The sequence below is a fragment of the Streptomyces sp. 3N207 genome, from assembly GCF_052246355.1.
Taxonomy (GTDB): domain Bacteria; phylum Actinomycetota; class Actinomycetes; order Streptomycetales; family Streptomycetaceae; genus Streptomyces.
Map to the genome: position 1 here is coordinate 59,521 of NZ_JBQQBV010000010.1, position 25,547 is coordinate 85,067.

At 72.0% G+C, this 25,547-nt stretch carries 26 protein-coding genes and 1 riboswitch; of the genes, 12 read left to right on the top strand and 14 right to left on the bottom strand.

Features of this window, described 5'->3' with window-relative positions; translation table 11 throughout:
- The first annotated feature begins 2 nt into the window (after nt 1-2).
- Nucleotides 3-116, top strand: a riboswitch (TPP riboswitch).
- From thiO to ACTWP9_RS17305, 7 genes are all read left to right on the top strand, one after another.
- The gene (thiO, locus tag ACTWP9_RS17275) at nt 112-1,314 is read left to right on the top strand and encodes a glycine oxidase ThiO (protein ID WP_443247063.1); all 1,203 of its coding nucleotides are present in this window, start codon (nt 112-114) and stop codon (nt 1,312-1,314) included. Its footprint overlaps the riboswitch before it by 5 nt.
- The gene (gene thiS / locus ACTWP9_RS17280; RefSeq protein WP_443247064.1) at nt 1,311-1,532 is read left to right on the top strand and encodes a sulfur carrier protein ThiS; all 222 of its coding nucleotides are present in this window, start codon (nt 1,311-1,313) and stop codon (nt 1,530-1,532) included. Before thiO ends, thiS begins: the two co-directional genes overlap by 4 nt.
- Nucleotides 1,533-1,540: 8 nt before the next feature.
- Nucleotides 1,541-2,338: a thiazole synthase gene (locus ACTWP9_RS17285; RefSeq protein WP_443247065.1), complete on the top strand. Its 798-nt coding sequence runs from the start codon at nt 1,541-1,543 to the stop codon at nt 2,336-2,338.
- 101 nt (nt 2,339-2,439) lie between these two features.
- Nucleotides 2,440-4,467, top strand: coding sequence for a Stk1 family PASTA domain-containing Ser/Thr kinase (gene pknB, locus ACTWP9_RS17290; RefSeq protein WP_443247066.1), 2,028 nt, complete (start codon nt 2,440-2,442; stop codon nt 4,465-4,467).
- Between the two features lie 436 nt (nt 4,468-4,903).
- Nucleotides 4,904-5,689: a transglycosylase SLT domain-containing protein gene (locus ACTWP9_RS17295; RefSeq protein ID WP_443247067.1), complete on the top strand. Its 786-nt coding sequence runs from the start codon at nt 4,904-4,906 to the stop codon at nt 5,687-5,689.
- A 5-nt stretch (nt 5,690-5,694) separates the two neighbouring features.
- A complete protein-coding gene (locus ACTWP9_RS17300; RefSeq protein WP_443247068.1) occupies nt 5,695-6,573 on the top strand; it encodes a deoxyribonuclease IV in 879 nt (292 codons plus the stop codon).
- A gap of 115 nt (nt 6,574-6,688) precedes the next feature.
- Entirely contained in the window at nt 6,689-7,279 is a 591-nt protein-coding gene (locus tag ACTWP9_RS17305) for a DUF4396 domain-containing protein (RefSeq protein ID WP_443247069.1), read from the top strand.
- Between the two features lie 21 nt (nt 7,280-7,300).
- Here ACTWP9_RS17305 and ACTWP9_RS17310 read toward each other — a convergent pair whose 3' ends face one another.
- Nucleotides 7,301-7,924: a sulfite oxidase-like oxidoreductase gene (locus ACTWP9_RS17310; protein ID WP_443247070.1), complete on the bottom strand. Its 624-nt coding sequence runs from the start codon at nt 7,922-7,924 to the stop codon at nt 7,301-7,303.
- Between the two features lie 232 nt (nt 7,925-8,156).
- Here ACTWP9_RS17310 and bfr point away from each other — a divergent pair, with 232 nt between their 5' ends.
- Nucleotides 8,157-8,645 carry a bacterioferritin gene (gene bfr, locus ACTWP9_RS17315; RefSeq protein WP_443247071.1) on the top strand — a complete coding sequence of 163 codons (489 nt, stop codon included), beginning with the start codon at nt 8,157-8,159 and terminating at the stop codon, nt 8,643-8,645.
- Nucleotides 8,646-8,694: 49 nt separating this feature from the next.
- Here bfr and ACTWP9_RS17320 read toward each other — a convergent pair whose 3' ends face one another.
- The 3 genes from ACTWP9_RS17320 to ACTWP9_RS17330 form a co-directional block, all read right to left on the bottom strand.
- Nucleotides 8,695-8,985, bottom strand: coding sequence for a (2Fe-2S)-binding protein (locus ACTWP9_RS17320; protein ID WP_443247072.1), 291 nt, complete (start codon nt 8,983-8,985; stop codon nt 8,695-8,697).
- A gap of 153 nt (nt 8,986-9,138) precedes the next feature.
- The gene (locus ACTWP9_RS17325) at nt 9,139-10,482 is read right to left on the bottom strand and encodes a class II 3-deoxy-7-phosphoheptulonate synthase (protein WP_443247247.1); all 1,344 of its coding nucleotides are present in this window, start codon (nt 10,480-10,482) and stop codon (nt 9,139-9,141) included.
- A gap of 68 nt (nt 10,483-10,550) precedes the next feature.
- Nucleotides 10,551-10,904: a hypothetical protein gene (locus ACTWP9_RS17330; RefSeq protein ID WP_443247073.1), complete on the bottom strand. Its 354-nt coding sequence runs from the start codon at nt 10,902-10,904 to the stop codon at nt 10,551-10,553.
- Between the two features lie 302 nt (nt 10,905-11,206).
- Here ACTWP9_RS17330 and ACTWP9_RS17335 point away from each other — a divergent pair, with 302 nt between their 5' ends.
- Nucleotides 11,207-13,156 carry an anthranilate synthase family protein gene (locus tag ACTWP9_RS17335; RefSeq protein WP_443247074.1) on the top strand — a complete coding sequence of 650 codons (1,950 nt, stop codon included), beginning with the start codon at nt 11,207-11,209 and terminating at the stop codon, nt 13,154-13,156.
- Nucleotides 13,157-13,242: 86 nt separating this feature from the next.
- Here the strand turns inward: ACTWP9_RS17335 and ACTWP9_RS17340 are convergent, their stop codons facing one another.
- The 5 genes from ACTWP9_RS17340 to ACTWP9_RS17360 form a co-directional block, all read right to left on the bottom strand.
- Nucleotides 13,243-14,271, bottom strand: a complete 1,029-nt coding sequence (locus ACTWP9_RS17340) for a 6-phosphofructokinase (protein WP_443247075.1) — start codon at nt 14,269-14,271, stop codon at nt 13,243-13,245.
- A gap of 204 nt (nt 14,272-14,475) precedes the next feature.
- Entirely contained in the window at nt 14,476-15,147 is a 672-nt protein-coding gene (locus ACTWP9_RS17345) for a response regulator (protein WP_443247076.1), read from the bottom strand.
- Nucleotides 15,137-16,411 (bottom strand): MacS family sensor histidine kinase, encoded by a 1,275-nt coding sequence (macS, locus tag ACTWP9_RS17350; protein ID WP_443247077.1) that lies wholly within the window; start codon nt 16,409-16,411, stop codon nt 15,137-15,139. The genes ACTWP9_RS17345 and macS overlap by 11 nt, the downstream gene beginning before the upstream one ends.
- A 45-nt stretch (nt 16,412-16,456) precedes the next feature.
- A complete protein-coding gene (locus ACTWP9_RS17355; RefSeq protein WP_443247078.1) occupies nt 16,457-17,254 on the bottom strand; it encodes a lysophospholipid acyltransferase family protein in 798 nt (265 codons plus the stop codon).
- A 100-nt stretch (nt 17,255-17,354) separates the two neighbouring features.
- On the bottom strand, nt 17,355-18,407 hold the full coding sequence (locus tag ACTWP9_RS17360) for a zinc-dependent alcohol dehydrogenase family protein (RefSeq protein WP_443247079.1): 1,053 nt from the start codon (nt 18,405-18,407) through the stop codon (nt 17,355-17,357).
- Nucleotides 18,408-18,532: 125 nt separating this feature from the next.
- Here ACTWP9_RS17360 and ACTWP9_RS17365 point away from each other — a divergent pair, with 125 nt between their 5' ends.
- The 3 genes from ACTWP9_RS17365 (at nt 18,533) to ACTWP9_RS17375 (ending at nt 20,933) form a co-directional block, all read left to right on the top strand.
- Nucleotides 18,533-19,465 carry an AraC family transcriptional regulator gene (locus ACTWP9_RS17365; protein ID WP_443247080.1) on the top strand — a complete coding sequence of 311 codons (933 nt, stop codon included), beginning with the start codon at nt 18,533-18,535 and terminating at the stop codon, nt 19,463-19,465.
- A gap of 99 nt (nt 19,466-19,564) precedes the next feature.
- Nucleotides 19,565-20,359 carry an alpha/beta hydrolase gene (locus ACTWP9_RS17370; RefSeq protein WP_443247081.1) on the top strand — a complete coding sequence of 265 codons (795 nt, stop codon included), beginning with the start codon at nt 19,565-19,567 and terminating at the stop codon, nt 20,357-20,359.
- Entirely contained in the window at nt 20,346-20,933 is a 588-nt protein-coding gene (locus ACTWP9_RS17375) for a hypothetical protein (protein WP_443247082.1), read from the top strand. The genes ACTWP9_RS17370 and ACTWP9_RS17375 overlap by 14 nt, the downstream gene beginning before the upstream one ends.
- Nucleotides 20,934-20,941: 8 nt before the next feature.
- Here ACTWP9_RS17375 and ACTWP9_RS17380 read toward each other — a convergent pair whose 3' ends face one another.
- From ACTWP9_RS17380 to ACTWP9_RS17400, 5 genes are all read right to left on the bottom strand, one after another.
- Complete coding sequence (locus tag ACTWP9_RS17380; RefSeq protein ID WP_443247083.1) at nt 20,942-21,781, bottom strand: endonuclease/exonuclease/phosphatase family protein; 840 nt, start codon at nt 21,779-21,781, stop codon at nt 20,942-20,944.
- A 21-nt stretch (nt 21,782-21,802) separates the two neighbouring features.
- A complete protein-coding gene (locus ACTWP9_RS17385) occupies nt 21,803-22,744 on the bottom strand; it encodes an ROK family glucokinase (RefSeq protein WP_443247084.1) in 942 nt (313 codons plus the stop codon).
- Between the two features lie 182 nt (nt 22,745-22,926).
- Entirely contained in the window at nt 22,927-23,451 is a 525-nt protein-coding gene (locus ACTWP9_RS17390) for a DUF5304 family protein (RefSeq protein ID WP_443247085.1), read from the bottom strand.
- Nucleotides 23,452-23,571: 120 nt separating this feature from the next.
- Nucleotides 23,572-24,915 carry an ArsA family ATPase gene (locus tag ACTWP9_RS17395; RefSeq protein WP_443247248.1) on the bottom strand — a complete coding sequence of 448 codons (1,344 nt, stop codon included), beginning with the start codon at nt 24,913-24,915 and terminating at the stop codon, nt 23,572-23,574.
- A 77-nt stretch (nt 24,916-24,992) separates the two neighbouring features.
- Nucleotides 24,993-25,469 (bottom strand): SRPBCC family protein, encoded by a 477-nt coding sequence (locus ACTWP9_RS17400; protein ID WP_443247249.1) that lies wholly within the window; start codon nt 25,467-25,469, stop codon nt 24,993-24,995.
- Nucleotides 25,470-25,547: the final 78 nt, after the last annotated feature.

Consider the following 25,547-nt stretch of genomic DNA (forward strand, 5'->3'; position numbering starts at 1 on the left):
GTTACGGCATACGCGGGAGCCCGGACGCACCGGGCTGAGAGGGAGGCTGCGGCGGCCTCCGACCGTCCGAACCTGATCCGGGTCATTCCGGCGAAGGGAGCAGCAGCGCCCATGCGCGGCACCGCAATTCCGGCAGCAGTCCACCCGAGTCCCGATGTACTCGTCCTCGGCGGCGGCCTCATCGGCCTGGTCACCGCCTGGCGCGCCGCCGGGCGCGGCCTGGCGGTCACCGTCGTCGACCCGGAGCCCGGCGGCGGCGCCGCACGGGTGGCGGCGGGCATGCTCGCGGCCGTCACCGAGCTGCACTACGGCGAGGAGACGCTGCTGGAGCTCAACCTCGCCTCGGCGGCGCGCTATCCGGACTTCGTCGCCGAACTGGAGGACGCCACAGGGCTGGAGACCGGCTACCGGGCCTGCGGCACGCTCGCGGTCGCGCTCGACGCCGACGACCGCGCCCATCTGCGCGAGCTGCACGCGCTTCAGCAGCGGTGCGGGCTGGAGTCCCAGTGGCTGACCGGCCGCGAGTGCCGCCGCCTGGAGCCGATGCTGGCGCCTTCGGTTCGCGGCGGAGCCCGGGTGGACGGCGACCATCAGATCGACCCTCGCCGACTGGCGACAGCGCTGCTGGACGCCTGCGAACGCGCGGGAGTCGCCTTCCGCCGCTCCCGCGCGCTGCGGCTGCTCACCTCGCGGGACCGCGCCCTGGGGGCCACCCTCGAGGACGGCACGGAAGTGCACGCGGGGCAGACAGTTCTCGCGCTCGGCTCCCGCAGCGGCACGCTGGAGGGCCTGCCCCCGGAGGTGGCACCGCCGGTCCGCCCGGTGAAGGGCCAGGTCCTGCGGCTGCGGATGCCGCCCGCCACCCGGCACGGCGCCTTCCTCTCCCGTACGGTCCGCGCCGTCGTCCGCGGCGGTCCCCTCTATCTGGTGCCGCGCGAGGACGGCGAGCTGGTCGTCGGCGCCACCAGCGAGGAGCTCGGCTGGGACACCACGGTCACCGCGGGCGGCGTCTACGAGCTGCTGCGGGACGCGCACGAACTGGTGCCCGGCGTCACCGAACTGCCGCTGGCCGAGACCCGCGCCGGGCTGCGTCCCGGCTCCCCCGACAACGCGCCGCTGCTCGGCCCCACCACACTGGCCGGGCTCCAGCTGGCCACCGGCCACTACCGGCACGGCGTACTCCTCACGCCCGTCACCGGCGAGGTGCTGGCCGAACTGCTGACCACGGGCGCGCTGCCCGAGCCGGCCCGCCCCTTCACCCCACAGCGCTTCGCCTCCTCCCGCCCCCGTGCGCTCCAGGAGCAGCCCGTATGACCTCCACCACCCGGACGCTGACCGTCTCCGTCAACGGCGAGCCCCGCCAGGTGACCGCCGGGCTCACCCTCGACCAGCTCGTGGCCACCCTCACCACCGCACCCGCGGGCGTGGCCGCGGCCCTCAACGAGGACGTCGTCCCCCGGAGCCGCTGGGCCGCCACCCCGCTCGGCGAGGGAGACCGCGTCGAAGTTCTCACCGCAGTCCAGGGAGGCTGAGCACAGCGATGGCCGACGACCCGCTGACCATTGGCGACACCACCTTCGCCGCGCGCCTGATCATGGGCACCGGGGGCGCGCCCAGCCTCGACATTCTGGAACGCGCCCTGCTGGCCTCCGGCACGGAGCTGACAACGGTCGCCATGCGGCGGGTGGACCCCTCCGTGAGCGGCTCCGTACTCTCCGTACTCGACAAGCACGGCATCCGCGTGCTGCCGAACACCGCCGGGTGCTACACCGCCGGTGAGGCAGTGCTCACCGCGCGGCTCGCCCGCGAAGCCCTCGGCACCGACTGGGTGAAGCTGGAGGTCATCGCCGACGAGCGCACTCTGCTGCCCGACCCCGTGGAGCTGCTCGACGCCGCCGAGACGCTGGTGGACGACGGCTTCACCGTGCTGCCGTACACCAACGACGACCCCGTGCTCGCCCGGAAGCTGGAGGACGTGGGGTGCGCCGCCATCATGCCGCTCGGCTCCCCCATCGGCTCCGGCCTCGGCATCCGCAACCCGCACAACTTCCAGCTCATCACCGAGCGGGCCGGGGTGCCGGTGATCCTGGACGCGGGTGCGGGTACGACCTCCGATGTGGCCCTCGCCATGGAGCTGGGCTGCGCCGCGGTGATGCTGGCTTCCGCCGTGACCCGCGCCCAGGAACCCGTACTCATGGCCGAGGGCATGCGCCGTGCGGTCGAGGCAGGGCGCCTCGCCTTCCGCGCGGGCCGCATACCCCGCCGCCACTTCGCGGAGGCGTCCTCCCCCGGCGAGGGAGTCCCCGTACTGGACCCCGAGCGGCCCGCCTTTCGCTAGCTGAGGGCCCCGCGCACGGCGTGTCACCGTTCGGCTCCAGATCCTCCGCAACCCGCAACCACACGACCGAGCCGGCGCAGCCCCCTCGTACACTCTGCGCAATGGACACCACCCTCAAGGACCCCCTGGTCGGTCAGGTTCTCGATGGCCGGTACCGCGTCGATGCCCGGGTAGCCGTCGGCGGCATGGCGACGGTGTACCGCGCCATGGACACCCGCCTGGACCGCGTGCTGGCCCTGAAGGTGATGCACACCTCCCTCTCCGCGGACGACACGTTCGTGACCCGTTTCATCAGGGAGGCCAAGTCCGCGGCGCGCCTCGCGCACCCCAATGTGGTCGGGGTCTTCGACCAGGGCACGGACGGCACGTACGTCTATCTCGCGATGGAGTACGTGGAGGGCTGCACACTCCGCGACGTCCTGCGCGACAGGGGCGCCCTGCGCCCCCGCGCCGCGCTCGACATCCTGGAGCCCGTCCTCGCCGCGCTGGGCGCCGCGCACCGTGCCGGTCTCGTGCACCGGGACGTGAAGCCGGAGAACGTGCTGATAGGAGACGACGGCCGGGTGAAGGTCGCCGACTTCGGGCTCGTACGCGCTGTGGACAGCCAGACGTCCGCGACGACGGACTCCATCCTGGGCACCGTCTCCTATCTGGCGCCGGAGCAGATCGAGGACGGCACGGCCACCACACGCACCGACCTCTACTCGTGCGGCGTGATGCTCTACGAGATGCTGACCGGCGCCAAACCGCACTCGGGGGCCTCCCCCGCGCAGGTGCTCTACCAGCATCTGAACAAGGACATGCCGGCCCCCTCCGCGGCGGTGCCGGGGATGGCGGCGGCGCTGGACGCCCTGGTCGCACGGGCGACGGCGCGGGTGCCCGAGGAGCGCCCCGCGGACGCGGTCGCGCTGCTCTCGGAGGTGCGGACCGCCCGCGCCGGCCTGACGGACGCGGAGCTGGACGCGGTACCGCCGCAGGCCAAGGAAGACGGCGCCGGACCGGTCGGCATCGCTCCCGCGGAGAGCGCGGAGGAGGTCGCCGCGGCAGCGCACTCCGCGAGCGCGAGCGCCGCCTCGCAGACCGAGGCCGACACCTATGTGATCCCGCGCCCGGTGGGGACCGCGGCGAGCGGCCCGGTGCCGGACGCGGAGCCGATGGACCGCACGGCGCTGCTGAGCACTTCCCCCGCGGAGCCGCAGACGGCTCCGCCGGGCGGCGCGGGCGTACCGGCCGACGGGGCCCCGCGGCGGCGTGCGCTCCAGCCGCGCTGGGTGCTGGTGACGCTGGGCGTACTGCTGGTGGCGCTGGTGGGCGCGGGCGTCTGGTACGTCAATTCCGGGCAGTTCATCCGGACGCCTGCCGTGCTGGACAAGCCGCAGTCCGAGGCGACGAAGACGCTGTCGGACGCCGGGCTCGACGTCAAGGTGGAGCAGGACTACAGCGAGCGGGTCGAGCGCGGCCATGTCATCAGCAGCGACCCGAAGCCGGGCGAGCGCGTCCGCAAGACGGGCAGCGTCACACTGACCGTCTCGCGCGGTCCCCATGTGGTGAAGATCCCCGATCTGAAGGGCACACCGCTCTCGGACGCCCGCCGCAAGCTCAAGGACGCCGGTCTGGAGCCGGGGACGGTCAAGCGACGGTTCGACCAGGAGACCGCCCAGGGCTCCGTCATCGCCACCGACCCCGCGCCGGGCAGCAAGCGCAGGCCGGGCGCTGCGGTGGCGCTCACGGTCTCCAAGGGCGCGCCCGTGGAGGTGCCCGATGTGGTCGGTGACGACCAGAGCGACGCCACGGACGAGCTGAAGGAGGCGGGCCTGAAGGTCCGTATAGCCTCCGAGCGGGTCCACTCCGAGCACGACAAGGGCACCATCGCCCGTCAGTCCCCCACCGACGGCACCAGGGCCGCGAAGGGCGACACGGTGACGCTCACGGTCTCCAAGGGCCCGGACATGGTCGAGGTGCCGGACGTGGAGGACAGCAGCGAGGACGAGGCCACCTCGACGCTGGAGCAGGCGGGCTTCCAGGTGAACGTACGCCGCATCTTCTTCGGCGACACCGTCTTCAACCAGTCCCCCGACAGCGGCGAGAAGGCGCCCCGGGGCTCGGAGGTCACCATCTGGCTCCGCTGAGCCGGACCCTGTCTCTGCCCCTGCGCCCTTGCAGCGCCCAGCCCCGCGAGAGCCGGTCCGCCGGCCCTCGCGGGGCTTCTTCCGATGTAGCGGCCTGCTCACCCCGCGTGCGACAGATGTCCGACTTGGTGCGCATATCCCGTCACGGGCAGTGGTGTCCGCCCTCGTGGCATGTGAGCCCACCCATAGGACGCACATCACCTACGAAATGGAGTAGTGGCCAGGAATCCGCCGCTCGACCTGGAAAGCAGCGCATAAAACAGCGGTCGGTGTGACTCCCGGCAACGAATTCGGGTAGTACGTCACACCTTTGATTTCGCAAAACCAGCCCTTTAACAATTGCGGTCGTCGCACGGCGCCGAAACAGCACTCGGCGTTTCCCCCCGGCTCCCCGCCTCTGCGACGACGCCAGCGATGAAAGGGTCCGCACATCCTCATGCCCAGCATCTCCAGCCTCAGTCTCGGCCCCAAGGCCAAGAAGTTCTCCGCCATCGGTCTCGGTGCCGCGGGCGTCGCAACCCTGGCCGCGACGGTTCTTCCGGGCACGGCGGCCCACGGCGACTCCGGCCAGGCCGCCGCCAAGAAGGTCACCGCCGAGAGCGTCGCCTTCAGCTCCCACTCCTCCGTGCTGCCCAAGCAGGGCAAGGACCTCACCGCCCAGCAGCAGTCCCTGGTGAAGGTGCCCGCCGAGGCCGAGCAGGTGGCCAGCGTCAAGGACGCCACCACCACCGCCAAGAGCTTCACCAGCACCGACGAGGCGGCTGCCGCGATCAAGGCGGACGCCGAGAAGCGGGCCGCCAAGGCCGCGGCCCAGGAGAAGGCGGAGGCAGCAGCGGCGAAGGAGCGCGCGGCCCAGGCCGCGGCGAACCGCTCCAAGCAGCGCGCCGCCGCGCCCAGCTACCCGAACAACCTGGACGGCTGGATCCGTGAGGCCCGCGCCATCATGGCCAAGCACGGCATCCCCGGCTCCTACGAGGGCATCAAGCGCAACATCATCCGCGAGTCCGGCGGCAACCCGCGCGCCATCAACAACTGGGACATCAACGCCATCAACGGCGTGCCCTCCAAGGGCCTGCTCCAGGTGATCAAGCCGACCTTCGACGCCTACCACGTCGAGGGGACCGCGTACGACCAGTACGACCCGGTCGCGAACATCGTCGCCGCCTGCAACTACGCGGCGGACCGGTACGGTTCGATGGACAACGTCAACTCGGCATACTGAGTGGTGTGACCACGAACGAGACGCAGCACCTGCGTAATCCCATTGGCGGCCATGTTCCCGTAGCCGGGGGCCTGGCCGCCAACGGCATTTCCTACGCCGCCGATATCGGCGCCGAAGCACTTCAGGTATTCGTCGCGAATCCGCGCGGCTGGGCGACGTCGGCCGGAAATCCGGACCAGGACGCCGAATTCCGCACCGTATGCGCGGAGCGCGGACTTCCCGCTTATGTCCACGCCCCTTATCTGATCAATTTCGGCTCGCACACCGAGGAAACAGCCACCAAGTCCGTGCTCTCGCTGCGGCATTCGCTGCGGCGCGGGCGGGCCATCGGTGCGCTGGGCGTCGTCGTCCACACCGGCGCGGCGACCGGTGGCCGGTCCCGGTCGGTGGCGCTCGCCCAGGCGCGCACCTTGATGATGCCGCTGCTGGAAGAGCTGACCCACGACGACGACCCCTGGCTGCTGCTGGAGCCGACCGCCGGGCAGGGCGCCTCGCTCTGTTCCCAAGTGCACGAGCTGGGCCCGTACTTCGAGGCGCTGGAGCACCATCCGAAGCTCGGCGTCTGCCTCGACACCTGCCATGTCTTCGCCGCGGGACACGACCTGGCCGCGCCCGGCGGGGTGGGGCGCACCCTCGAGGAGCTGGTGTCGGTGACCGGCCCGGAACGGCTGCGACTGATCCACGCCAACGACTCCAAGGACGTGGCCGGCGCACACAAGGACCGGCACGCGAACATCGGCGCCGGCCACATAGGAACCGAGCCGTTCGCCGAACTGCTGGCCCATCCACTGACGGCGGGCGTGCCGCTCGTGATCGAGACCCCGGGCCGCAAGGAGGGACACGCGGCGGACGTGGCGATGCTGAAGAAGCTGCGGGACCGCTGAAGCGCACCCGGCACCGGTGAACCGCGCATGGGCGCTGGCGGAATACCCCTTGGGGGTATAGCGTTACGGATGTGCGAAGGCGCTATCCGCTCTGCTTCACAACGAGAGGTGCCCCATGACCCAGCACAGCCGGCACGACTCCGCCCACGCGCAGCACGAGCACGTCCAGCGCGAGCACGAGCAGCACGGCGGGCATGAAGCCCAGCAGCACGGCGGGCATGAAGCCCAGCACCCCGGCGGGCATGAAGCCCACCTGCACGGTGGCCACGACCCCGCCTCCTGGGCCATGGCCGCCAAGGCCACCCTGCACTGCCTCGTCGGCTGCGCGCTGGGCGAGATTCTGGGCATGGTGATCGGTACGGCCCTGGCCTGGCACAACGCGCCCACCATGGCGCTGGCCATCGTCCTGGCGTTCGCCTTCGGCTACAGCTTCACGATGTACGCGGTCGTACGCGCCGGACTCGACCTGCGTACGGCGATCAAGGTCGCCCTCGCCGCCGACACGGTCTCCATCCTGGTCATGGAACTGGTCGACAACGGCGTCATCCTGCTGGTCCCCGGCGCGATGGACGCGCATCTGGACACGGGGCTGTTCTGGGGCGCCCTCGCGGTGGCCTTCGCCGTCGCCTTCGTGGTCACCACGCCGGTCAACCGCCGGCTGATCGCCGCGGGCAAGGGCCACGCGGTGGTGCACCAGTACCACTGACGGGACGGGGGGGCGGGGCGGCTACAGCTCCGGACCGTCCCCCGGCTCCTCCTGGTAGGAGTAGCGCTGTTCCTTCCAGGGGTCGCCGATGTTGTGGTAGCCGCGCTCCTCCCAGAAGCCCCGGCGGTCCGCCGTCATGTACTCGATGCCCCGGACCCACTTGGGGCCCTTCCACGCGTACAGGTGGGGCACGATGAGACGGACGGGAAAGCCGTGCTCCGCGGTGAGCAGCTCACCGGCCCGGTGCGTGGCGAAGACCGTCTTTTCGGATGTGAAGTCAGACAGCCGCAGGTTCGAGCTGAAGCCGTACTCCGCCCACACCATCACATGGGTGACGTCGGGCGTGGGCGGCGCCAGTTCGAGGATCGTGCGGGCGAGTACGCCGCCCCACTCGGCGCCCAGCATGCTGAACTTCGCGACGCAGTGCAGATCGGCGACCACCGTCCGGTACGGCAGCGCGGAGAACTGCTCATGGTTCCAGCAGTGCTTCTCGCCGTCCGCTGTGGCGCCGAAGACCCTGAAATCCCACCGCTCCCGGCGGAACTTGGGTACCGGGCCGTAGTGCGTGACCGGCCACCCGCGCTGAAGCCGCTGCCCGGGCGGAAGCTCCGGTTGCTCCCCTTCGCGGCTTTGCAGCTGACCCATGCCCCCATGGTGACAGACCCCGGCCCCTGGTCTTGACCACCCCCCGAGCGGGTACTCGCCGGGGACGCCGTCACAGCTCACAACAGCAAATACGGGCACACTCGGTAAGCGTGCACTTACTGGACCGAGCCGGTGGGCGGTGACAGGATGCGCGATTGCGCGCCCGCGCATCCTGCGCCCCGTGCGCACCTGCCCGATACATGCGTCATGCCCCTGGAAGGAGCCCGCCACCATGCAGGGCGACCCCGAGGTCATCGAGTTCCTCAACGAACAGCTCACCGCCGAGCTGACCGCCATCAACCAGTACTTCCTGCACGCGAAGATGCAGGAGCACTTCGGCTGGACCAAGCTCGCCGAGTACACCCGCGCCGAGTCCTTCGACGAGATGCGGCACGCGGAGCGGCTCACCGACCGCATCCTCTTCCTGGAGGGGCTGCCGAACTACCAGCGGCTCTTCCATGTGCGGGTCGGTCAGACCGTCACCGAGATGTTCCGGGCCGACCGGCAGATCGAGGTGGAGGCGATCGACCGGCTGAAGCGCGGCATCGACCTGATGCGGAACAAGGGCGACATCACGTCCGCCAACATCTTCGAGGACATCCTCGCGGACGAGGAGCACCACATCGACTACCTGGACACCCAGCTCGACCTGGTCGACAAGCTGGGCGAGTCGCTGTACCTCTCCCGGCAGATCGAGCAGAAGGCCGCGAATGAAACCTGAGGTCTGACGTCGGGTGTTGTGGTTGCGGACCGCGTTGTCTTCCGCCGGGCTATGCCGCTTGTGCGGCGGCGGCCGGTGCCGTCAGCGCTGCGACCTCCGCCGGTTCCGGGGTGACTGCCGTCGGGGACGACTGTGCCGCGAGCGGGGACTCGCCGCGGTCCAGGGCCGCTCTGCGGGGGCACTGGCCGCGGCCGAGGATGCCCTGGATACTGCGGACGCAGGAGCCGCAGTCCGTGCCCGCCTTGCTGGCGGAGGCTATCTGGCGCGGGGTGCACGCCCCCGCGGCCGCGTGCTCTTGCACCTGCTCTTCGGTGACACCGAAGCACGAGCAGACGTACACGCGGTCACCTCCGCCTCGGATCGATCCGGTCAGACTCAGACTTGCTGAGGTTAACCTAACCTTACCCTTCTGGGCCTGTCCACATACGCCGATGGGGCCCGCGTCACACTGGTGACGCGGGCCCCATCGGTCAGCGGCGGTGGGCTCGGCGGCTCACTGATCGCGGTACATCTCCGCGACGAGGAAGGCCAGGTCGAGCGACTGGCTGCGATTGAGCCTGGGGTCGCAGGCCGTCTCGTAGCGCTGGTGCAGATCGTCGACGAAGATCTCGTCGCCGCCGCCCACACACTCGGTGACGTCGTCACCGGTCAGCTCCATGTGGATGCCGCCGGGGTGGGTGCCCAGGCCCTTGTGGACCTCGAAGAAGCCCTTGACCTCGTCCAGCACATCGTCGAAGCGGCGCGTCTTGTGGCCGCTGGCCGCCTCGAAGGTGTTGCCGTGCATCGGGTCGCAGACCCAGGCGACGGTGGCACCGGAGGCGGTGACCTTCTCCACCAGCTCGGGGAGCCGGTCGCGGATCTTGTCGGCCCCCATCCGGGTGATGAAGGTGAGGCGGCCCGGCTCACGGTCCGGGTCGAGCCGCTCGATGAGGGCGAGCGCCTCTTCCGAGGTCGTCGTGGGGCCCAGCTTCACCCCGATCGGGTTCCGCACCCGGGAGGCGAACTCGATGTGCGCGCCGTCCAGCTGCCGGGTTCGCTCACCGATCCAGACCATGTGCCCGGACACGTCGTAGAGGTTGCCGCTGCGCGAGTCGACGCGGGTGAGCGCCGACTCGTAGTCGAGCAGCAGCGCCTCGTGCGAGGAGTAGAACTCGACCGTCTTCAGCTCTTCGGGGTCCGTGCCACAGGCGTGCATGAACTTCATGGCCTGGTCGATCTCGCGCGCCAGCGCCTCGTACCGCTGCCCGGAAGGGCTGGACTTGACGAAGTCCTGGTTCCAGGCGTGCACCTGGCGCAGATCGGCGTAGCCGCCGGTGGTGAAGGCGCGGACCAGGTTCAGCGTGGCGGACGAGGCGTGGTACATCCGCTTCAGCCGCTCCGGGTCGGGCCGGCGGGCCTGCGGGGTGAACTCGAAGCCGTTGACCGAGTCGCCCCGGTAGGAGGGCAGTGTCACGCCGTCGCGGGTCTCGGTCGCCTTGGAGCGGGGCTTGCTGTACTGGCCCGCGATCCGGCCGACCTTGACGACGGGCACCGAGCCCGCGTACGTGAGGACGGCTCCCATCTGCAGCAGCGTCTTGAGCTTGTTGCGGATGTGCTCGGCGCTGACCTGGTCGAACGCCTCGGCGCAGTCGCCGCCCTGGAGCAGGAACGCCTCACCGCGCGCAACCGACCCCAGCCGCTCCCGCAGCTGGTCGCACTCGCCCGCGAAGACGAGCGGCGGATAGGACTCGAGCTCGGCGAGCACGGTACGCAGAGCCTCGTGGTCCGGCCAGTCGGGCTGCTGTGCTGCGGGCAGGTCTCGCCAGGTGTGGGCACCGGCATCGGTGTGGGCGTTCACAGTCACGGACCCAAGGTTACGGTGTTCTGCGGGGAACCCGTCCGGGTGCCCGCCATACGAGACCGGTATCACGGGCCGCCGGGCGGGGACGGCGGCCGGGGCGGAGCGGTGGGCGGCTGCGGTATCGGGGGCACCGGTAGCGGGCCGTCGTAGAGCAGCTCAGCCAGCAGGAAGCGGCAGGTCCAGCGGCGACCGTTGCGCCGGCTCTCGGTGATCCTCACAAAGCCGTCGGGGACCTGGTAGAACTCCACCCCCCGGGGATTCCATGGGTGCTCGGGCTCATAGGCGCGGGCCTGCACCTCCAGCGCGGCCAGGGCCTGCTCGCGGGTGCCGGTGCAGGCGCCGAGCACTTCGATGCTGCGGTGCAAGATGTCGGGAGAGGGCTCGTTCTGCTCGACGAGGAACTGCCAGGTCGTGTTCAAGTCCGCCTCTGTTGAAGTCGGTTGCTCAGCCCGCTCCGCCTGCGGCCGGGTCATCCTGGTCGGACCGCCCGGCAGGGACCTCGGGCTCGCATAGGACATCGCGGCCCGCTCGTCCGCTATGGTGTGCGACATGCACGCGCTGTCGACCATGAACTGGTGGTGGCCCGCCCGCACGGCGGCCCGCCACGACGCGCGTATGCACTGAACAAGCTCAGTCACGTGCCAGGCCGCCCGAGGGGCGGCCTTTTGCATTTCCGCGGCCGTTCCTCCCGTACACCTCGTACACCGCGAAGGGACTCCGCATGCACCGCACCGCCACCGCCGCTTCCGCACCCGCACCCGCCGCCCTCATCGAGCGGCTGACCGGCGCTGACGCGCCACCGTTCGCGCTGTTGCGCAGGCGTACGCCCGGCCGGGACACCGACCTCGTCGAGGTGCTCACCGGCAGCGTGCGGGAGGTGGAACGGCTCGCCGACCTCCCCGTGCGCCCGGACGGGGAGGCGGGCGCGCTGGCGCTCGTACCGTTCCGGCAGATCCGCGAGCGGGGCTTCGACGTACGGGACGACGGCACACCGCTGTCCGTGCTGCTGCCCGACGAGCGGTACGAGCTGCCGCTGACCGACACGCTCGCCGCGCTGCCCGACCACCCGGTGCGGGTCGAGCAGGGCGCGTTCGATGTGGCCGACGGCGTATACGAGGAGATCGTGCGCCGGGTGGTCACGGACGAGATCGGTGCCGGTGAGGGCGCCAACTTCGTCATCCGGCGCGACTACGAGGCCCGCATTCCGGGCTTCTCCCGCGCGGACGCGCTGGCCCTCTTCGGGCGGCTGCTGAGGGGTGAGCAGGGTGCCTACTGGACGTTCGTGGTGCACACCGGCGACCGGGTACTGGTGGGCGCCAGCCCTGAGGTCCACGTACGGATGAGCGGGGGCACGGTGGTGATGAACCCCATCAGTGGCACCTACCGCTATCCGCCGCAGGGCCCGGACGTGGCGGGGCTGCTGGACTTCCTGGCCGACCGCAAGGAGAGCGAGGAGCTGTCCATGGTCGTCGACGAGGAGCTGAAGATGATGTGCACCGTCGGCGACGAGGGAGGCGTCGTCGTCGGGCCGCGGCTGAAGGAGATGGCGCACCTGGCGCACACCGAGTACGAGCTGCGCGGACGCAGCACGCTGGATGTGCGCGAGGTGCTGCGCGAGACGATGTTCGCCGCGACGGTGACCGGCTCGCCCGTGGAGAACGCCTGCCGCGTCATCGAGCGGCACGAGGCCGGCGGGCGCGGCTACTACGCGGGGGCGCTCGCGCTGCTCGGTCAACATGCGGGCGGCGCCCAGACGCTGGACTCCCCCATCCTCATCCGTACCGCCGACATCGACGCGTCCAGCGGTCGGCTGCGGGTGCCGGTCGGCGCCACGCTGGTGCGCGCCTCCGATCCGGCGAGCGAGGTGGCGGAGACACACGCCAAGGCGGCCGGTGTGCTGGCCGCGCTGGGGGTGCGCGAGGTGCCGGCCCGTACGCCGGGCGGTCCGCGCCCGCGGCTGGCGGACGATCCGCGGGTGCGGGCCGCGCTGGAGGGGCGGCGGGCCTCTCTCGCGCCGTTCTGGCTGCGGATGCGGGTGGGGCGGCCGGAGCGGACCGACGCGGCACAGGTGCTGGTCGTGGACGGCGAGGACACCTTCACCTCGATGCTGGCGCATCTGCTGGGCTCGACGGGGCACCCGGTGCGGGTGCGGCGCTACGACGAGCCGGGGCTGGCCGAGGCAGCGCTGCGGCACGAGGGGCCCGTGGTGCTGGGCCCCGGGCCCGGTGACCCGCGCGATGCGGGCGACCCGAAGATGCGGCTGCTGCGCGGTCTCGCCGCCGAACTGGTGCGCGCCCGGCGGCAGCCGCTGCTGGGTGTCTGCCTCGGGCACGAACTCCTCGCGGCGGAACTGGGTCTGGAGCTGGTCCGCAAGCAGCACCCCTATCAGGGCGCGCAGGAGACGATCGAGTTGTTCGGGCGGCAGGAGACGGTGGGCTTCTACAACTCCTACACCGCACGCTGCGACGACGAGGCCGCCGCCGAACTGGCCCTGCACGGCGTCGAACTGAGCCGTGACCCGGCAAGCGGCGAGGTCCACGCACTGCGCGGGCCCGGCTTCGCGGGGGTGCAGTTCCACCCGGAGTCGGTGCTGACGCTGGACGGGGTGACGGTGACCGCACAGCTGCTGGCGGCGGCGAGCGAGGGAGCCGCGCGCGCGGGACGGGCGTGAAGGGGCCGACGGAGAGGAGACGGGCGGAGCCCCCGAGGGGGCTCCCTTCTCCGTCGTCAGCCGATCTCCGTCATCAGACGCCGGCGTCAGCCGAAGAAGACGCCGGCCTCCTCGTAGAGCGCCGGGTCCACCGTCTTCAGCTTCTCGGTGGCCTTGGCGAGCGGGACGCGGACGATGTCGGTGCCGCGGAGGGCGACCATGCTGCCCCACTCCTCGTCACGCACCGCATCGATGGCATGCAGGCCGAAGCGGGTGGCCAGCCAGCGGTCGAAGGGCGTGGGGGTGCCGCCGCGCTGGACGTGGCCGAGGACGGTGGTGCGGGCCTCCTTGCCGGTGCGGGACTCGATCTCCTTGGCCAGCCACTCGCCGACGCCTGACAGTCTGACGTGCCCGAAGGAGTCCGTGGAGCCGTCCTTGAGAACCATCTCGCCGCCCTTGGGCATCGCCCCCTCCGCGACGACGACGATCGGCGCGTAGCTCGCCTTGAAGCGGGAGGTGACCCACTCGCAGACCTGGTCGACGTCGAACCGCTGCTCGGGGATCAGGATGCAGTTGGCGCCGCCCGCCAGGCCCGAGTGGAGGGCGATCCAGCCCGCGTGCCGTCCCATGACCTCCACCACCAGCACCCGCATATGGGACTCGGCGGTGGTGTGCAGCCGGTCGATGGCCTCGGTGGCGACGGTGACCGCCGTGTTGAAGCCGAAGGTGTAGTCAGTGGCGGAGAGGTCGTTGTCGATCGTCTTGGGCACGCCGACGCAGCGGATGCCGTACTCGTCCGTCAGCCGCGCTGCCACGCCCAGGGTGTCTTCGCCACCGATCGCGATCAGCCCGTCGACCTCGTACTTGGCGAGGTTCTCCTTGATCCGGCGGACGCCGTTGTCCTCCTTGAAGGGGTTGGTGCGCGAGGAGCCGAGGATGGTGCCGCCGCGCGGCAGCATGCCGCGCACCGCCGGGATGTCGAGCCGGACCGTCTCCCCCTCCAGCGGCCCCCGCCAGCCGTCACGGAACCCGGTGAACTCGTAGCCGTACTGCTGGACTCCCTTACGGACGACTGCCCGCATGACCGCATTGAGACCGGGGCAGTCGCCGCCGCCGGTCAGCACTCCGACCCGCATGGGATCTCCCTTCTCCGCATGGACGCGCCTGGATGCGACGCCGTGAGCCCACGGCGCAACATCCGTCACGCTAGCGGTGATCCACGTCACACGGGATGCGGCGAGCAGCGGATTTCCTTGGGAGATCCGGGATTTGAGGCTTGGGCAATCACCCGTACGAAGGACAGGCGTACGCGGCGACTCCGCGGCCCTCGTCGGCAGGCGCTAGTCGTCCAGCCCGCGCTCGATCGCGTACCGCACCAGCTCGACGCGGTTGTGCAACTGGAGCTTGCCCAGGGTGTTCTGGACATGGTTCTGCACAGTGCGGTGCGAGATGACGAGCCGCTCGGCGATCTGCTTGTAGCCGAGCCCCTTGGCGACCAGGCGCAGCACCTCCGTCTCGCGCTCGGTCAGCTTCGGCACGCCCGGGGCGTCCTCGGCGGCCGGAGCCGGGTCGGCGGCCAGCCTGCGGTACTCGCCCAGCACCAGCCCGGCCAGCCCCGGGGTGAAGACCGGGTCGCCCAGCGCGGTGCGGCGTACCGCGTCCAGCAGTTCTTCGGGTCCCGCCGACTTGACCAGATAGCCCGTGGCCCCGGACTTGACGGCCTCCAGCACATCGCTGTGCTCGCCGCTTGCCGACAGCACCAGCACCCGCAGCGCCGACTCGGGCCCGACCAGCTCACGGCAGACCGCAACGCCCGGCTTGCCCGGCAGGTTCAGGTCCAGCACCAGCACGTCGGGGGAGGTGGCGCGGGCCCGGCGGACCGCCTGCTCGCCGTCGCCCGCCGTGGCCACGACCTCGAACCCGGCCTCGGCCAGGTCCCGTGCGACGGCCTCGCGCCACATCGGATGGTCGTCGACGACCATCACCCGGACGGGTTGTGCCTCAGTTGTCATGTTTCGGAACCCTCATCTCCACTTCCGTTCCCTGGCCGGGCACCGACACCAGCTCCGCCGTGCCACCCAGGTCCCGCAACCGTCCCCGGATGGAGAGCGCGACGCCCATCCGGCCCTCGGCCTCCGCGTCCGCCAGCCGTCCCTCGGGGATGCCGGGCCCGTCGTCCCGTACGGTCACGATCACCACGTCCGGCTCGTCCTCCAGCAGGATCCACGCGTGCGCCTCGCCCCCCGCCCCGTCGCCGGCGTGCTTGGCCACATTGTCCAGGGCGGCTCCGACAGCCGCCGCCAGTTCGGCGGCCACCCGGGCGGGCAACGGCACCGGCGCCCCGGGCTCGACGAAGGTGACCAGGGACCCGGCGTAGGAGGAGAGCAGCGCGCGGACGTCGCAGGGGGCGGCGTCGGTGCTGTCGGTGCCGTCGGTGCCGTCGGTGCCGTCGGTGCCGTCCGTGCCGTGCATCCCGGCCTCGGCGACCGAGCCGGTGGCGGTGCCGGTGGCGCCGTCCGTGGTGAGCGCGGGCCGGCGGGCACCGGTGAGGGTGCGCCCAGGCTCGGGCACCACGCCGCTGGAGACCAGGGCGCGCAGGGCCACTTCCTGTTCCCCCGCCATCCGGCCGAGCTCCGCCGCCTCGCCGCCCAGCGCCGTGCCTCTGCGCTGCACCATGGCCAGCACCTGGAGCACGCTGTCGTGGATGTCGCGGGCCAGCCGTTCCCGCTCCCGGGTGGCGGCCTCGATCTGGAGGGCGCGCGCCAGGGTGCGTTCACTGGCGCGGGCGACCTCGATGACGTAGCCGATGGCGACGCTCGCGACACAGACGAGCAGCACATTGTGGAAGGTGGAGCGGGTGATCATGCCGCGCTCCACGATGTTGGCGATCCCCACCAGCACCGAGGCGCCCGCGGCCCACCGCCAGCCGCCCTTGAGCGCGAACGCGAGGACGGGGCCCGCCACCCAGATGGACGGCAGGGTCGGTCCCACCAGGTCGTGGCCGTCCACGACCGGGGAGAGGAGGATGCCGACGACGCCCAGCACGATGTCCGTGACGAGGAACCGCAGCGTGCAGCGGTCGGCCGAGCCGAGGTTGCGCAGGGTGCCGAACGTCCAGCAGGCGAGCACCAGGAGGTAGATCCCGCCCGGCACCGGAGCGCTGTACTCCCGGTAGCTCCAGAAGAAGACGCCAAGGACGTAGAGGACGGCAAGAATGCGGTAGCCCGTCAACGCCCGCCACAGCGGCTGCTCCACGGACATCAGCTTTGCACCCATGGCTCCCCCAAGAATCTTCCCGCCGCTGGCCGGAAGACGGCCGGACTAGGCAGCCCTGTTGCCGCCCGCGTCATCCTGACCGGCCCGCTTCTTCGCGGCTTCCTCCCCCTGCGCGGCTTCCTCCCTCTTGGCGGCCTCCGCGATCTTCGCGGCCTTGGCGGCCTCCGCGATCTGCCGTTTGGCCGCCGTCGCGTACATGTCCACGTACTCCTGGCCGGAGAGCTTCAGGATGGCGTACATCACCTCGTCGGTGACGGCGCGCTGGATGAACCGGTCGTTGTCCATGCCCTGGTACCGGCTGAAGTCCAGCGGGGTGCCGATCCGGATGCCCGGGCGCATCAGCTTGGGGACGACCTTGCCGGGTGGCTGGATCTTCTCCGTATCGATCATCGCCACCGGGATCACCGGCGCGCCCGAGCGCAGCGCGACCCGGGCGAGGCCGCCGGGCTTGCCCCGGTAGAGGCGGCCGTCGGGCGAGCGCGTGCCCTCCGGATAGATACCGAAGAGCTCGCCGCGCTCCAGCACTTCGAGCCCGCTCCTGATCGCCGCCTCACCCGCGCCGCGCACGCCGGAACGGTCGACGGGGAGCTGGCCGACGCCCTTGAAGAACGCGGCCGTCAGCTTGCCCTTGACCCCGGGCGAGGTGAAGTACTCGGCCTTCGCGATGAAGGTGACCTTGCGGTCGAGGACGGCGGGCAGGAAGAAGGAGTCGGAGAAGGAGAGGTGGTTGCTCGCCAGGATGGCGGGCCCCTCCTCGGGCACGTTCTCCAGGCCCTCTACCCAGGGCCGGAACGCGAGCTTCAGCGTGCTGCCGACCGACAGCTTCATCGCGCTGTAGAACAACCTCGACCTCCTTGGTGGGACGCACCGACCCTATCCCGCCACCGCGCCGCCGGACCCCCGCCGCCCACCGTCCGGCCGCGGGGTGCCCGTCCCGGCTCGTTCACACCTTCACAACGATCTTTCCGATGTGCTCGTTCGACTCCATCAGACGGTGGGCATCGCCCATCGCCTCCAGCCCCTCGAAGACCTCCGCTACCACGGGAGCCAGTTCGCCGGACGCCAGCCCCGCGCCGAGGAAGGCGGCGGCGCGGCGGCGGAAGCCCGGGTCGTCGGCCAGCAGGCCGTTCGCGTACGTGTGGACGGTCAGCGGCCAGTTCATCGACAGCACGATGGGGCGCGGATCCAGCCAGCCGTAGGCGACGATGGTGCCCCCGGCGGTGAGCGCGTCACCGACGGCGGCGAAGCCGGGGCCGCCGATGCCGTCGAAGGCCAGCCGGACACCGGCCCCGCCGGTGAACCGCTTCACCTCCTCGACCAGGTCCTCCGAGTCCGTGCTGATCACATGCGCGGCGCCGAGTTCCCGCAGCTGCTCCCGCTTGGCCACGCCGCGTGTGGTGACGATCGGGACGGCTCCCACCCGCCGGGCCGTCTGGACGGCGGCCGTACCGACGCCGCTGGACGCGCCGGTGATCAGCACCTGGTCGCCGGGCGCCAGCCCACCGGTCTCGACCATGCCGCCGTATGCGGTGGTGTACGTCAGCCACAGCGCCGCCGCGCTCACCGGGTCCGCGCCCGCCGGGCCGGGCACCAGCGAGCTCTCCGGCAGCACGATGCGCTCGCCGTACACCCCGTGCACCCCGAAGTCGAAGTTGCCGGCGGTCAGCACGCGGTCGCCGGGTGCGAACGCGGTCACGCCCTCGCCGACCGCCTCCACCACTCCGGCCGCCTCGTAACCGAGCCGGGAGCCCGGCAGGGTGGGCCGGTAGTAGTACCCGCCCGAGCGGAACAGTGCCTCAGCCCGGTTGAGGCCGATCGCCTCGACGCGGAGCAGGACCTCGCCGGGGCCGGGTGCCGGCAGCGGCACCTCCTCGACCTTCAGGACCTCGGGCCCGCCGAGTTCGTGGAAGACGACCGCCCGGGTCGTGGTGGGGAGGGAGGTCGGTGCGGACCGAGTGGCCGATGTGGTCGGTGTGTGCGATGCGGTTGATGTCATACCGATGACCGTAGAGAGCCCCGCAGCGACGACCAATATCCCAAAAACTCTCCTTCATGTCCCATCGTCTCCCGCACTGCGGGGAACAGCGGGCCGTCGAGAGACCAAGGGGATACCGTGCGGGCATGGACGTACTGAGCGACGCCATCGCCGCCATGCGCACCGGACGGCCGCACTCCTCCCGCACCGTCAAGCGTGCGCCCTGGGGCGTGCGGTTCCCCGACTCCGACGGCGCCGGGTTCCATGTCGTCCTCCAGGGTTCGGCCTGGCTGCTGCCGCCGGACGACGCCGAGCCGGTGGCGCTGGCCCCCGGAGACGTGGTCTTCCTCGCCCATGGCTACGGCCACGGGCTCGCCGACCACCCCCGGACCCCGCTGGAGGACGCCGTGCCGGAACCCGACGGCAGCTGGCCCTCGCTCCGCCACCGCGGGCCCGCCCAGAGCGACGAGACCCTGATGCTCTGCGGCGCCTACCGACTCGACAGGTCACGCGCCCACCCGCTGCTGACCGATCTGCCGCCCTACATCCACCTTCCGGCGCGGGTGGGAAAGCACGACCGGCTGCGCTCCGCAGTCGATCTGCTCGGCGCGGAGCTGTCCGAACCGCTGCCCGGCTCCGACGCCGTGGTCCCGGCCCTGCTGGACACCCTCCTGCTGTATCTGCTGCGCACCTGGTGGCTGGCCGAACAGGGCGAGGAGCCCGCCGGCTGGGCGGGCGCGCTCGGCGACCCCGGCGTCGCCGCCGTACTGCACGCCCTCCACGACGACCCGGCCAGGCCCTGGACCGTCGAGGGGCTCGGCGCGCTGGCGGGGCTGTCCCGGGCCGCCTTCGCCCGCCGGTTCACCACGCTGGTCGGCCGTCCGCCGCTGGCCTATCTCACCTGGTGGCGGATGACCTGCGCCGGCCGGCTGCTGCGCACCACGGAAGCGCCGCTGCGGAGCATCGCCGAACGCACGGGCTACACCTCGGAGTTCGCCTTCGCCAAGGCGTTCAAACGGGAGTACGGCATGTCGCCCGGGCACTACCGCAGGGCCGGGTCCGCGCTCCGAGCGGGGTGACCCCGTGGGGCCCCTGGACACTGCCGGAGTACCGGACGACGAATTAGGGTGGCAGCACGCCTTGTCGAGCCCCGACCGCTGAGCCTCTGGAGGCCCACCGTGCCGCCCATCCTCCCCGGAGCCGAGCCATTCCGCCGCGACGGATCAGCGACCGGTGTGCTGCTCTGTCACGGCTTCACCGGGACCCCGCAGTGCCTGCGCCCCTGGGCCGAGGACCTGGCCAGGCACGGGCTGACGGTCTCCCTGCCGCTGCTCCCCGGGCACGGCACCCGCTGGGAAGACATGGCGATGACGAGCTGGGAGGACTGGTACGCGACCGTGGACCGGGAGCTGCGGCTGCTGAGCCAACGCTGTGACCAGGTCTTCGTCTGCGGGCTTTCGATGGGCGGCACCCTGGCGCTGCGGCTGGCCGCGCTGCACGGGAACGCGGTGCGCGGGGTCGTCGTCGTCAACCCGGCGATCACCTTCCCCCGGTTGCCGGGGTATCTCCTGCCCGTCGGCCGCTTCCTGGTCCGCTCGGCGCCGGGGATCGTGAGCGACATCGCCAAGGAGGGCCGGCACGAGCTGGGCTACGACCGGGTGCCCACCCGGGCTGCGTACGCGCTGCGCGACTTCTTCCGCGTCACCCGGCCCGAGCTGCCGAAGGTGACGCAGCCGCTGCTGCTCCTGCGCAGCCGTGCCGACCACGTGGTGCCCCCCGCGGACTCGGCACTCGTCCTCAGCCGCGTCTCCTCCGTCGATGTGACCGAGACCGTGCTGGAGAACAGCTTCCACGTCGCCACCCTCGACCATGACGCGGAGCGGATCTTCGCCGACTCCCGCGGTTTCATCGACCGGCTCACCGCCGAGCGCGAGCCGGCTCCCACGGTTCGGAGCGCCAGTGACGGGGCGTGACCCGGACGAGGGCGAGCCCCGCGACCCTGGGGAGAGCAAGTCGTCGCTGCCACCCGAAGAAGAGGCGGCGTGGGCAGCGATCGTCGCGGCGTACGGAGACGAGCCGACGGAGCCGCCGGGCGCGGACGGCTCGTCCGAGGTCCGGCGCCCGGACGGGGACGGTGACGGCGAGGGGGCCGGGGAGCCGGACGGTGACATGCTCACCAAGCCGCGTCCGGCGCCGGACGCGGAACCCCCGGTGCGCAGCTTCACCGTCTACGCCGCCGGGACCGGGCCCCGCGACTGGGAGCCCGCCGAGGAGGCCGGGGACGAGGACGGCGAGGGGCACTTCGAGCCGCCCGAGCCGCCGCCGCTGCCGCAGACGGACACCACGACGAAGTTTGCCTGGCTGGCCGCGCTGGGCGGGCCGCTGCTGCTGATCGGCGCCGTACTCGTGCAGGCCGATATGACGTGGTGGATCGTCACCCTCGGGGTCGGCGGCTTCCTCGGCGGCTTCGCCACACTGGTGACCCGGCTGCGGGACGGCCGCGACGACGATGACTGGGAGGACCCCGGGCGGGGCGCCGTGGTGTGAGCGGGGGGCTATTCCCCCGGGACCCGCAGCGCTGCCAGGACCGGGAGGTGGTCGGTGGCGGCGGTCAGGTCCGCCGCGGTCACACCCGGCAGCCCGCGGGGCACGCCCGCGCCCAGTACCTCGACGCCCTCACCCGCGAAGACGGCGTCGATGCGCTGCACCGGTGCGGCGGGCGTCGAGGTGTACTCGGCGCCCCACGGCTCGACCGCCCACGCGTCCCGCAGGCCCGCCGCGTCCCGCAGCCCCTCCCCGAGCAGCCCGAACGTCCGGCCGCCGGCCCGCTCGTTGACGTCACCGGCAGCCACCACCCGGTTGCCGCCGAGCGCGGCGGCCCGCTCCAGCAGCGCCCGGGCCTGCTGCCGCCGTTCGCGGGCCTGGAGGCTGAGATGGAAGCTGATCACGCCCAGCCGGGCCGGGGGCACCTCCTGGGGGTAGCCGGGGGACGGCCCGAACCGCAGCTCGGCCATGGCGAACCCGCGCTGGTGCAGCCCGGGGGTACGCGGCAGCAGCACGTCCTCGGTGCGTTCGACGTGGGCCCGCAGCGAGGCGAGGATCATCGGTCCGGCCGCCGTCGCGCCGCCGGTGACATAGGTGAGGCCGGTGCGGCGCGCCAGCCAGCCGGCCTGCTTGCGCCAGCGGAAGAACCGCGGCGCCTCCTGTATGCAGACGACGTCGGGGGCGCACGCCCGGATGACCCGGACGAGCGCCTCCCGGTCGTCCCGCAAGGAGCGGATGTTGTAGCTGAGCAGCCGGACGACGGCCGAGCCGTCGGGCTCGGTACGGGAGGGCGGCAGGTCGACGACCTGCACGCCCCCTCCCGGCGTCGTCCCGCCCGTCTCCCCCGTCATCGCGGCGGCCCCCCGGTGCGCTCAGCCCTGGCGGGCCAGGTCGGCGACGCCGACCATGCCGGCCTTGTTGCCCAGTTGGGCGGCGAGGACCTCCGCGTGCGGGCGCCAGCGGCTGCCCACCAGCCAGCGGCGGTAGGACTTGCGGATCGGGTCCAGCACCAGCTCGCCCTCGTCGGAGACGCCGCCGCCGACGATGAAGGCGCCCGGGTCGAAGAGGGAGGCCAGATCGGCGAGGCCGGCGCCCGCCCAGCGGGCCAGCTCGCGGAAGGAGTCGATGGCCACCAGGTCGCCCTGCCGGGCCGCCTCGCTGATGTGCTTGCCCCGGATGCCCTCGCTGGTGCCGTCACCCAGTCCCAGCAGGATCGCGGCGTTGTCCGGGGTGGCGGTGGCGCGCTGCTGGGCGTAGCGGAGCAGGGCACGCCCTGAGGCGTACTGCTCCCAGCAGCCCTGGTTGCCGCAGCCGCACAGCAGACCGTCCGGGACCATCCGGATATGGCCGAACTCGGCGGCCACGCCGTACCGTCCGCGGTGCAGCTTGCCGCCGATGATGGTGCCGCCGCCCAGGCCCGTGCCGATGGTGATGCAGACGACGTCCTCGTGACCTGTGCCGACACCGAACTTGTACTCGCCCCAGGCGGCGGCGTTCGCGTCGTTCTCGATCACGACCGGCAGGTCGATGCGCTGCTCGACCTTGTCCTTGAGCGGCTCGTGCCGCCAGCTGAGGTTGGGGGTGAACAGCACGGTGGCGCGCTTGTCGTCCACGTACCCGGGGGCGCCGATCCCGACGGCCTCCACCTGATACTCGGCGCTGGCCTGGCGTACGGCGTCCGCGATGGCGTCGATCACGGCTTCAGGGGTGTCGGGTGTGGGCACCGTGCTCGTCTCGAGAATGGTGCCTTTCTCGTCCACAACGCCAGCCGCGATCTTGGTGCCGCCGATGTCGACCCCGATTGTGAGTCCCATGTGTCCCTCGGTCATCCGATGTGATCCCCGCCGCCGCCAACGGTACCGGAGCACGCTTCCGCGAGGGGCCGCGCATGGTTGCCCCGCGTCGCCGCTGGGCTGGGGAGGGGGTGCCCCTGCCTGGCGTACGCAGGCTGCCGGCTTGTTGTGGCTTGTCGCGCAGTTCCCGGGGCGCCCCCTGGCTAGTCGGCGTCCTCGTCCTCGTCCGGCTCGACCGCGATGTGCTCCTCGACGGCCTGCTCCGCGGCTCGCGCGTCCAGGTCCGCCTGGTGGGAGAGGTCGGCGGCCTCCTCGACGTCGATCCGCTCGGCGTCGGCGGCGCCGGGCGGTTCGCTCCAACGGCGTTCGGCCTCGTGGACCACGGAGCGGTAGGCGGCAAGCAGTTCGCCGCCCGCGGCGGCGAGGTGGTCGAAGAGCTGCGGGTTGCGCTCGACGACGGGCTCGATGGTCGCCCTGGCCTGTTTGAACAGCTGCTGCGCCACGCCCTGTGCGGCGGCCGATCCGGCGGCGCCCATCAGGGGCTTGCCGAATTCGGCGACCTTCTCGGTGACCGCGTCCGCCAGCCGACGCAGCTCCTCGGCCGGGCTGGTGGGCGGCAGACCGTACTGGGCGCGGCGGCGTGCCTTCTCGGCGGCCAGGTCCTCCTCGCACGCGGTGGCCCAGGCGTCGGGGTCCGGGGCGGCAGGGCGATCGGCGGCATCGCTCATGGCGGGCTCCTACGGGCGACAGGTGGTTGCGGGGTACGGGCCGTGCACCTTCCGACGTTACCCGAACGGCGGCACGGGGTTGAGGGCGACGGCGGCGGCCCGGGGCGGGCCCCTGCGCCGTCAGCCGCTCCGCCCCGCGGGTTCGGAGCGCCCGCGCCGGCCGGGCCACAGGTCGGGGTCGGGGGTGAAGCGGACGCCCAGCACCCCGCCCTTGAGGCCCGCGCCGGAAACGCGGCAACGGCGCAGCGCCGACGGGAGCGGGAGCACCCTGCGGTAGGGGCCGACGCCGACGGTCAACTCGTCGCCGCGGCGCACCAGTTCCAGCTCGTCCCGCTCGGCGCCCGGCAGGGGCAGGTGCCACACCAGTTTGCCGTCCGCGGCCAGCCGGTCCTCCAGCCAGCCGTAGGCGATGTCGGTACCGGGGCCGCCCTCGGCCCCGGCGGGCGGGCGCAGGCCCTCCCCCGCTGTCCGGTCGGCGGCGACGGCGGTGCGGGCGGCGTTGGCGAGTGCTGTCAGGTCCTCGGGGCCGTGCGGGTCGCGGCCCAGGTGCGGCAGCTCGCACAGCGGCACGGACTCGGCCTCGCACTTCTCGCGCAGCGCCGCCAGCGCGGTCTGCTGCTGTCCGGCCAGCGCGGTCAGCCAGGGGTCGGAGGAGCCGGTCGGCAGCAGCCGGTTGGCGACGACGGACTCCAGCGCGAGCCCGTGCAGCCGCACTCCGGCCCCGGCGGTGCGCAGGGACTCGGCGGCGAGCGGTCCGGGCTCGGTGACGAGTCGGACGAGGGTCGCCGGCGACTCCACGATCCGCTGCACCCCGGCCAGTTCGTCCGACCAGCGTGTGGCGGCGTCGTACAGCCACTGCGCGGGCATGGGGGCACCGGCGAGCTGGGCCAGTACGGGGCGCAGGGCGCGCGCCGCCTGGCGCTCGGCGGGTATGAGACGGCGCAGATAGCGGCGCAACTGTTCGGGCAGCACCAGCAGGTTGAGTCCCTCGGGCGCTGCCGGCATGTCGACGACGACGATGTCCCAACCCTCGCCGTTCTCTCCGGTGCCGCCCGTGTGCGCGGTGTGCAGGGCGCGCAGCAGGGCGAAGGTCCCGGCGCCGGGGAGTTCGGTCAGCTCGTCCTCGTCCAGCGGTACGGCGCCCAGCAGGTCGAGCACGGTCTTGCCGCGCGACTGGAGGGCGACGGCCTGGCTGCGGAACTCCTCGCCGGAGTCGATGCGCAGCAGCCACAGGCCGGCCGCGCCGGCGACGGGTTCAGGTGTGCCCGGCCGGAAGCCTTCGCCGGAGGCAGCCGAGGGCCGGGCTGACGTCCCCTTGTCCGGCGCTGCCGTGCCCAGCAGCGCGGCGAGCCGGCGTGCAGGCTCCGCGCTCAGCAGCAGGGTGCGGTGTCCCTGGGCCGCGGCGGCGCACGCGGTGGCGGCGGCCACCGTGGTGCGTCCCGTCCCGCCCGCGCCGGTGACCAGGACGGTCTGCGGGCCGGGACGCTGCGGTTCGGGGTGGTGGAGGTCGGGGCGCTCGGGCCCGGCGCCCGCTCCGCCGGTCAGCTGCGGTCTCCGGACGCCTCGGCGCCGCCCGCCTCGACGCGCTTCTTCAGCCCGTCGAGCGCCCGGTCGATGATGACCTTCTCGGCCTTGCGCTTGATCATTCCGAGCATGGGGATCTTGACGTCGACGGTGAGCTGGTACATGACCTCGGTGCGCTCGCCGCCGCCGACCGGGGTGAGGCGGTAGACGCCGTCCAGGGAGCGCAGCATCTGGGACTTGACCAGGGACCAGCGCACCTCGTTGACCTCGGGGTCGCCGATCCACTCGTAGGCGAGGGTGTGCTCGTCCTTGATGGCTCCGGCGTCCAGCAGCAGGCGCACCTGCTCGGCGCGGCCCTCCTCGTCCCGGCCGAGCACCTCGGCCTCCTTCACCTCGCCGGCCCACTCCGGGTAGCGGGGGAAGTCGGAGATCACGTTCATCACGGCCTCGGGTGCCGCGTCAACGGTGATGCTCGAGCTGGTGTGTTCCGCCATCGCCATGGCCCTCCGATATACCCGTGTCCGAAATGCCCGCCGTAGGTGGAAAGACCGCGCGGGATGCCCGCCGTGGCG

What these genes read in the sequence shown, in the direction of transcription:
- thiO (WP_443247063.1), top strand. Translation starts at nt 112, where the DNA reads ATGCGCGGCACCGCAATTCCGGCAGCAGTCCACCCGAGTCCCGATGTA.
- thiS (WP_443247064.1), top strand. Translation starts at nt 1,311, where the DNA reads ATGACCTCCACCACCCGGACGCTGACCGTCTCCGTCAACGGCGAGCCC.
- ACTWP9_RS17285 (WP_443247065.1), top strand. Translation starts at nt 1,541, where the DNA reads ATGGCCGACGACCCGCTGACCATTGGCGACACCACCTTCGCCGCGCGC.
- pknB (WP_443247066.1), top strand. Translation starts at nt 2,440, where the DNA reads ATGGACACCACCCTCAAGGACCCCCTGGTCGGTCAGGTTCTCGATGGC.
- ACTWP9_RS17295 (WP_443247067.1), top strand. Translation starts at nt 4,904, where the DNA reads ATGCCCAGCATCTCCAGCCTCAGTCTCGGCCCCAAGGCCAAGAAGTTC.
- ACTWP9_RS17305 (WP_443247069.1), top strand. Translation starts at nt 6,689, where the DNA reads ATGACCCAGCACAGCCGGCACGACTCCGCCCACGCGCAGCACGAGCAC.
- ACTWP9_RS17310 (WP_443247070.1), bottom strand. Translation starts at nt 7,924, where the DNA reads ATGGGTCAGCTGCAAAGCCGCGAAGGGGAGCAACCGGAGCTTCCGCCC.
- bfr (WP_443247071.1), top strand. Translation starts at nt 8,157, where the DNA reads ATGCAGGGCGACCCCGAGGTCATCGAGTTCCTCAACGAACAGCTCACC.
- ACTWP9_RS17335 (WP_443247074.1), top strand. Translation starts at nt 11,207, where the DNA reads ATGCACCGCACCGCCACCGCCGCTTCCGCACCCGCACCCGCCGCCCTC.
- ACTWP9_RS17340 (WP_443247075.1), bottom strand. Translation starts at nt 14,271, where the DNA reads ATGCGGGTCGGAGTGCTGACCGGCGGCGGCGACTGCCCCGGTCTCAAT.
- ACTWP9_RS17345 (WP_443247076.1), bottom strand. Translation starts at nt 15,147, where the DNA reads ATGACAACTGAGGCACAACCCGTCCGGGTGATGGTCGTCGACGACCAT.
- macS (WP_443247077.1), bottom strand. Translation starts at nt 16,411, where the DNA reads ATGGGTGCAAAGCTGATGTCCGTGGAGCAGCCGCTGTGGCGGGCGTTG.
- ACTWP9_RS17360 (WP_443247079.1), bottom strand. Translation starts at nt 18,407, where the DNA reads ATGACATCAACCGCATCGCACACACCGACCACATCGGCCACTCGGTCC.
- ACTWP9_RS17365 (WP_443247080.1), top strand. Translation starts at nt 18,533, where the DNA reads ATGGACGTACTGAGCGACGCCATCGCCGCCATGCGCACCGGACGGCCG.
- ACTWP9_RS17380 (WP_443247083.1), bottom strand. Translation starts at nt 21,781, where the DNA reads ATGACGGGGGAGACGGGCGGGACGACGCCGGGAGGGGGCGTGCAGGTC.
- ACTWP9_RS17385 (WP_443247084.1), bottom strand. Translation starts at nt 22,744, where the DNA reads ATGGGACTCACAATCGGGGTCGACATCGGCGGCACCAAGATCGCGGCT.
- ACTWP9_RS17390 (WP_443247085.1), bottom strand. Translation starts at nt 23,451, where the DNA reads ATGAGCGATGCCGCCGATCGCCCTGCCGCCCCGGACCCCGACGCCTGG.
- ACTWP9_RS17400 (WP_443247249.1), bottom strand. Translation starts at nt 25,469, where the DNA reads ATGGCGGAACACACCAGCTCGAGCATCACCGTTGACGCGGCACCCGAG.